4 protein-coding genes are annotated in these 6,433 nt (G+C 74.6%); all 4 read left to right on the forward strand.

The features are described 5' to 3' along the window. Nucleotides 1–5: 5 nt before the first annotated feature. The 4 genes from ABZ793_RS03955 to mraY are packed head-to-tail and all read left to right on the forward strand — an operon-like array spanning nt 6 to nt 6,334. The gene (locus ABZ793_RS03955; protein ID WP_357451436.1) at nt 6–2,204 is read left to right on the forward strand and encodes a penicillin-binding protein 2; all 2,199 of its coding nucleotides are present in this window, start codon (nt 6–8) and stop codon (nt 2,202–2,204) included. A 52-nt stretch (nt 2,205–2,256) separates the two neighbouring features. After that, nucleotides 2,257–3,819, forward strand: coding sequence for a UDP-N-acetylmuramoyl-L-alanyl-D-glutamate--2,6-diaminopimelate ligase (locus ABZ793_RS03960; protein ID WP_357451440.1), 1,563 nt, complete (start codon nt 2,257–2,259; stop codon nt 3,817–3,819). Further along, nucleotides 3,816–5,213 carry a UDP-N-acetylmuramoyl-tripeptide--D-alanyl-D-alanine ligase gene (gene murF, locus ABZ793_RS03965; RefSeq protein ID WP_357451443.1) on the forward strand — a complete coding sequence of 466 codons (1,398 nt, stop codon included), beginning with the start codon at nt 3,816–3,818 and terminating at the stop codon, nt 5,211–5,213. Before ABZ793_RS03960 ends, murF begins: the two co-directional genes overlap by 4 nt. Further along, complete coding sequence (mraY, locus tag ABZ793_RS03970) at nt 5,210–6,334, forward strand: phospho-N-acetylmuramoyl-pentapeptide-transferase (protein WP_357451446.1); 1,125 nt, start codon at nt 5,210–5,212, stop codon at nt 6,332–6,334. Before murF ends, mraY begins: the two co-directional genes overlap by 4 nt. Nucleotides 6,335–6,433: the final 99 nt, after the last annotated feature.

The following is a 6,433-nucleotide window of genomic DNA, read 5'->3' on the forward strand; positions in this document are numbered from 1 at the left end:
CGACCGTGCCACCGAGATCGGAGGAACCGCGCCGGGACGCCACGGGCTCCCGGCGCGGTTCGTCCCGCGACGTCGGTGGCCGGGGCGCCGAGCGGCGTTCCGGCGAGCCGGGGGCCGGTGGCATCTCCGACGCGCGGGCGTACACCCCGAGGGGCCGCACCGTCCGGGAGCAGCGCGCCGGCGCCCGGGGCGAGCGCGACGACGCCGCCGGCCGCGCCGAGCAGCGCCGGACCCCGCGCAGCACCCGCTCCGGCGACCCGTTCCGCCCCGCCCTCCAGGTACTCGACGGCGGGCGTGCGGGCGCCGGCCGGACCGGCCGCCGGGAGGCGGCGGGCCGCTCCGGCGTCGTCCGCACCGTCACCCCGCGCGGCCCGCGCCACGACGACGAGCCGCCGGCACCCCGCCGCGCGCCGCGCCGGCCGGACCGCCCGGCCGCCCGGCGACCGTCGCGCAAGCCGCCGAAGCCGCCGCGGCTGGCCGATCCCCGCCGCCGGCTGCGGCTGGGCACCGTGCTGACCCTGGCGTTGTTCGCCGTCATCGGCATCCGGTTGGTCGTCCTCCAGGCCGTGGACACCCCGGCGTACGCGGGCGGCGGCGTGGCCGACCGGCTGCGCACCGTCACCCTGCCGGCGGCGCGGGGGGCGATCTACGACCGGGACGGCGCCCCGCTGGCGCACAGCGTCGAGGCGCGGTACGTCTACGCCGACCCGACCCGGGTCAAGGACATCCAGGGCACCGCGAAGGCGCTCTCCCCGCTGCTCGGCATCCCGGCCTCCGAGCTGGCCGAGAAGATGAAGCCGCGCAAGCGGATCAACGGCGCCGACTCCGAGTTCGAGTACCTGGCCCGGGGGGTGGACATCGACCGGGCCCGGCAGATCACCGCGCTGGAGCTGCCCGGCATCGGCACCCACCGCGACGAGCGCCGCGAGGTGCCCGGCGGCGACCTCGCCGCCAACCTGCTCGGCTTCACCAGCCAGGACATGGTCGGGCTGGAGGGGCTGGAGGCCCGCTACGACGACGTGCTGCGCGGCGAGGACGGCAAGCGGGTCTACGAGGTCGGCCTCGGCGACCTGGCCGCCCCGATCCCCGGCGGCTACAGCGAGACGACGAAGGCCAAGCCGGGCAGCTCCCTGCAGCTCACCGTCGACCGCGACCTCCAGTTCATGACACAGCGGATACTGGCCCGGCACATGGCCAAGAGCAAGGGCAGCACCGGCGCGGCCGTGGTCATCGAGATCCCCTCCGGCGAGGTGCTGTCCCAGGCCAGCCACCCCACCTACAACGCGGCGAAGCCCGAGGCGAGCGAGCCGACCGACCGGGAGGACGCGGCCACCAGCTTCGTGGTCGACCCCGGCTCGGTGCACAAGGCGGTCACCTTCGGCGCCGCGCTGCAGGAGCGGGTGATCACCCCCGACACCACGCTGCCGATCGCCAACAGCATCAAGATGGGCGACACCTGGTTCTCCGACACGCACCGCGCCGACGGTAAGCGGATGAGCCTGCCCGGCATGATGGCGTACTCGTCGAATGTCGGCACCATCCAGATTGCCGACAAGCTCGGCCAGGAACGCCTGATCGACTACCAGAAGCGGTTCGGTCTCGGCGAGCCGACCGGGGTCGGCATGCCCGGCGAGGCCAGCGGGCGACTGCTGCCGGCCGACGAGTGGAGCGGGTCGTCGTACGGGTCGGTGCCGATCGGGCACAGCGTGGACGCCACGCCGCTGCAGATGGCCGCCGTCTACGCGACGATCGCCAACAACGGCACGTACGTCCAGCCGCGCCTGGTCAAGGCGGTCATCGGGCCGGACGGGAAGTCCACCCCGACCGAGCCCCCGGTCACCCGGTCGGTGCTCAGCCCCGAGAACGCCGCCGCCCTGCGCACCATCCTGGAGGCGGTGACCACCGTCGAGGACGGCACCGGCCGGGCCGCCGCGATCCCGGAGTGGCGGGTCGCCGGCAAGACCGGCACCGGCTGGCGGCTGGTCGACGGGCGCAAGCAGCCCGGCGAGGTGGCCTCGTTCATCGGCATGGCCCCGGCCGAGAACCCGCGCTACGTGATCGCGGTCTTCGCGCACACGCCCGCCGGCGGCGGTGGGGACATCGCCGCGCCGGCGTTCCGGGAGATGATGCAGTTCACGCTGCGTCACTACGGCGTGCCGCCGAGCGGGGAGAAGGCCCCGAAGTTCACGGTCTATCCGCGCTGAGCGGTCACGCCGGGACATCATCGGTGAGTGCGGACGAACCACCGGGGCGGCTGTGCGGCCGGAACCGGACGACCGGGTAGGGTCTGACGCCGTGCCCGGCAATCCTCGTCCCCGTACCGTGATCGGCGCCCGGCTCGGCGACCTCGCCGCCCGGCTCGCCGTCGACCCCCCGGAGGGGGTCGCCGAGCTGGTGGTGACCGGGGTGACCCACGCCAGCCAGGAGGTCCGCCCCGGCGACCTGTACGCCGCACTGCCGGGTGCCCGCCGGCACGGCGCGGAGTTCGCCGCCGGCGCGGCGGCGGCCGGCGCGGTGGCGGTGCTGACCGACCCGGCGGGCGCCCCGGCCGCGGCCGAGGCGGGCCTGCCGGCGCTGGTGGTCGCCGATCCGCGCGCGGTGCTGGGCGCCCTCGCCTCGGCCGTCTACGGCGACCCGACCGATCAGCTGACGGTGATCGGGGTGACCGGCACGGCCGGCAAGACCTCCACCGCCTACCTGGTCGAGTCCGGCCTGCGCGCCGCCGGCCACACCACCGGCCTGATCGGCACCGTGGAGACCCGCCTCGGCGACCTGGTGGTCGACAGCGTGCGCACGACGCCCGAGGCGACCGATCTGCACGCGATGCTGGCCGCTGCCCGCGAGCGCGGCGTCACCGCCGTGGTCATGGAGGTCTCCAGCCACGCCCTGGCGATGGGGCGGGTCGGGGGCGTCCGGTTCACCGTGGGCGGCTACACCAACTTCGGCTCCGACCACCTGGACTTCCACGCCGACTCGGCGGACTACTTCGCCGCGAAGGCGCAGCTGTTCGACGGGCGCTGCGCGGTGGAGGTGCTCAACCAGGACGACCCGGCGCTGAAGCCGCTGTACAAGCCGGCGACGGTGACCTACTCGGCGGCCGGCGACCCGACCGCCACCTGGTGGGCGGACGAGGTCGGCGGCGAGGGGTACGCCCAGCGCTTCACGGTGCACGGCCCGGACGGGCTGACCCTGCCGGCCGGGGTGGCGCTGCCGGGGCGGCACAACGTGGCCAACGCCCTGCTGGCCATCGCCGTCCTGGTCGCCGCCGGGGTGGACGCGAAGACCGCCGCCGCCGGCGTGGCCGCCTGCGGCGGGGTGCCCGGCCGGCTGGAGCTGGTGGCCGCCCCCGGGCCGGTGCGCGGCGTGGTCGACTACGCGCACAAGGCGGACGCGATCGTCGCCGCGCTGGCCGCGCTGCGGGAGTTCGGCGCCGGCCGGCTGATCTGCGTCATCGGCGCCGGCGGCGACCGCGACCGGGGCAAGCGGCCGGTGATGGGCGCCGCCGCGGCGGAGGGAGCGGACGTGGTGCTGGTGACCGACGACAACCCGCGCACGGAGGACCCGGCGGCCATCCGGGCCGAGGTGCTCGCCGGCGCCCGCCGGGCCGGCACGGCCGCCCGGGTCGAGGAGGTGCCCGACCGCCGGGCCGCCATCGACGCGGCGGTCCGGCTGGCCGAGCCGGGCGACGTCATCGCGGTGCTCGGCAAGGGCCACGAACGCGGGCAGGAGATCGGCGGCGAGGTGCACCCGTTCGACGACCGCACCGAGCTGGCCGACGCGCTGCGCGCCCGGTTCGCCGACCCGGCGGGTCAGCGATGATCGCGCTCAGCCTGGCCGAGGTCGCCTCGGCGGTCGACGGGCGGCTCGCCGCCGCCGACCCGGACGCCACGGTCACCGGCCCGGTCGAGTTCGACTCCCGCAAGGTGCGCCAGGGCGCGCTCTTCGTGGCCTTCCCCGGCGAGAAGGTGGACGGGCACGACTACGCCGCCGCCGCGGTGCGGGCCGGCGCGGTCGCGGTGCTCGGCACCCGCGAGGTGCCCGGCGTGCCGATGGTGCTGGTCGACGACGCGCTGGCGGCGATGGGCCGGCTGGCCCGCGCGGTGGTCGACCGGCTGCCGGGGCTCACCGTGATCGGGCTGACCGGATCGTCCGGCAAGACCACCACCAAGGACCTGATCGCCCAACTCGCCGCGCGGCTCGGCCCGACGGTCGCCCCGCCCGGCTCGTTCAACAACGAGCTGGGGCACCCGTACACGGCGTTGCAGGCCGGGCCGGAGACCCGCTACCTGGTGATGGAGAAGGGCGCCCGCGGGGTGGGCCACGTGCGCTACCTGTGCGACGTGGTGCCGCCGCGGATCTCCGTGGTGCTCAACGTCGGGGTGGCGCACATCGGCGAGTTCGGCTCGGTGGAGACGATCGCGCTCGCCAAGGGGGAGCTGGTCGAGGCGCTGCCCGCCGACGGCCTGGCCGTGCTGAACGCCGACGACCCGCTGGTCGACGCGATGGCCACGCGGACCGTCGCCCGGGTGGTCCGCTACGGCGAGGCGGCGCACGCCGACGTGCGGGCCGAGGACGTGACGCTGGACGACCGGGGCCGCGCCGCGTACACCCTGGTGACCCCGGAGGGGACCGCGCCGGTGCGGCTCGGGCTGACCGGCCGGCACCAGGTCTCCAACACCCTCGCCGCCGCGGCGGTGGCCCGCGAGCTGGGCATGCCGCTGGCCGAGACGGCGATCGCGCTGGGCGCGCTGGGGTTGGTCTCCACCCGTCGGATGGACGTCTTCGAACGCGCCGACGGGGTGACCGTGATCGACGACTCGTACAACGCCAACCCCGCCTCGATGGCGGTCGCGCTGCGCGCGCTGGCCGGCATCGGGCGGGAGCGGCGCACCGTCGCGGTGCTCGGCTACATGGCCGAACTCGGTCCGTTCGAACGCGACGGGCACGCCGAGGTCGGCCGGCTCGCGGCCGAGCTGGGCGTCGACCGGCTGCTCGTGGTGGGCGAGCCGGCCGCGCCGATCCACGAAGGCGCGACATCGGTAGGTGACTGGGGAGGAGAGTCGGTGCTGCTCACCGATCAGGCGGCGGCCGTCGAGGTGCTGCGGGGCGAGTTACGGCCGGGCGATGTCGTCCTGGTGAAGGGCTCCCGGTACCGCACATGGGAGGTGGCCGACGCGCTGCGCGCCGACGCCGGTGAGGAGATCGCCTCATGAGGGCGGTCATCGTCGCCGTCGGGGTGGCCTTCCTGATCTCGCTCTTCTGCACCCCGATCGCGATCAAGGTCTTCACGCGGCTCAAGGCGGGCCAGCCGATCCGGGCCGAGGGCCCGGCCATGCACCAGGGCAAGAAGGGCACGCCGACGATGGGCGGCGTGGTGTTCATCCTCGCCACGGTCATCGCGTACGTGGCCGGCCACCTGGCCCTGACCACCCTGCCGGACGCGCAGATCGCCCAGGTCGAGCCGACGATCACCGCCCTGGTGCTGCTGGGGCTGATGGTCTTCTCCGGCGCCGTCGGCTTCATCGACGACTTCCTCAAGGTGCGCAAGCGGCACAGCGGCGGCCTCAACAAGCGCGGCAAGCTGCTCGGCCAGATCCTGGTCGGGGCGGTCTTCGGGGTGGTGGCGCTCTACTTCCCGAGCACCATGACCGACGCCTCGGGCGCGGTGACCAACACCGAGACCGTGGGCAGCACGACGCTGAGCTTCATCCGGGACATTCCGGCGCTGGACGTCTCCAAGATCGGCGCGGTGGTCATCTTCATCTTCGTGGTGATGGCCGCGACCAACGGCGTCAACCTCACGGACGGCCTCGACGGCCTGGCCACCGGCGCCTCGGTGATGGTCCTGGCGGCGTACGCGCTGATCGCGTTCTGGCAGTACCGGCACTGGTGCGCCGACCCGAACTACACCCAGGACTACTGCTACACCGTCCGGGACCCGCTGGAGATCGCGCTGATCGCCGGCGCGGCGGCCGGCGCCTGCGTCGGCTTCCTGTGGTGGAACACCTCGCCGGCACGGATCTTCATGGGCGACACCGGGGCCCTGGGCCTCGGCGGCCTGATCGCCGGCATGGCGATGTCCACCCGGACGATCCTGCTGCTGCCGATCATCGGCGGCCTCTTCGTGATCATCACGATGTCCGTGGTGATCCAGATCATCTCGTTCCGTACCACCGGCAAGCGGGTGTTCCGGATGTCGCCGCTGCAGCACCACTTCGAGCTCGCCGGCTGGAGCGAGGTCAACATCGTGGTCCGGTTCTGGATCATCGCCGGCATCGGCGTGGCCATCGCGCTCGGCCTCTTCTACAGCGAGTTCCTCGCCAACATGACCTGAGCCGACCGGTCGGTCCCGCCGCGGGGCCCGGGCGCGCGTCGCCCCGGCCCCCCCCCCGGTGCGCCGAAGCAAAGCGCACCGCGCCCCCCCCCACCCCCA

Origin of the sequence: Micromonospora sp. NPDC047465 (genome assembly GCF_040643125.1) — a bacterium.
GTDB lineage: Bacteria > Actinomycetota > Actinomycetes > Mycobacteriales > Micromonosporaceae > Micromonospora.

Excerpts from the sequence above, each read along its gene's own strand:
- murF (WP_357451443.1), top strand. The coding sequence starts at position 3,816 with ATGATCGCGCTCAGCCTGGCCGAGGTCGCCTCGGCGGTCGACGGGCGG.
- mraY (WP_357451446.1), top strand. The coding sequence starts at position 5,210 with ATGAGGGCGGTCATCGTCGCCGTCGGGGTGGCCTTCCTGATCTCGCTC.